1 protein-coding gene is annotated in these 262 nt (G+C 58.8%); it reads left to right on the forward strand.

The window, feature by feature from the left end:
* Positions 1-218, forward strand: a 218-nt coding sequence (locus tag GWC77_RS30465) for an ATP-binding protein (protein WP_173263039.1), incomplete at its 5' end; no start/stop codon positions are given.
* Positions 219-262 lie beyond the last annotated feature (44 nt).

A 262-nucleotide genomic window follows, 5' to 3' on the forward strand; every position in this document is an offset into this window, starting at 1 on the left:
ATGAACGCGCGGCGACGATCTTGACGTCAAATCTGGACTTCAGCGAATGGGGCGATGCGTTCCCCGACAACCGCATCCTCGGCGCCGCCACACTCGATCGGCTGCGCCACGGCGCCTACCGCATCGTCATCGAGGGCGAGAGCTACCGCAAGCCGAAACCAATGCCAGAAAACGGCGAAAACGCGGTTGCAAAATCAGGCAAAAAAACGGATTCTTGAGGCCCTTCGAAATCGCGTTTCGGGGCCATTCCAAGTGGCCTCAT

Origin of the sequence: Paraburkholderia sp. NMBU_R16 (assembly GCF_013282575.1) — a bacterium.
Taxonomy (GTDB): domain Bacteria; phylum Pseudomonadota; class Gammaproteobacteria; order Burkholderiales; family Burkholderiaceae; genus Trinickia.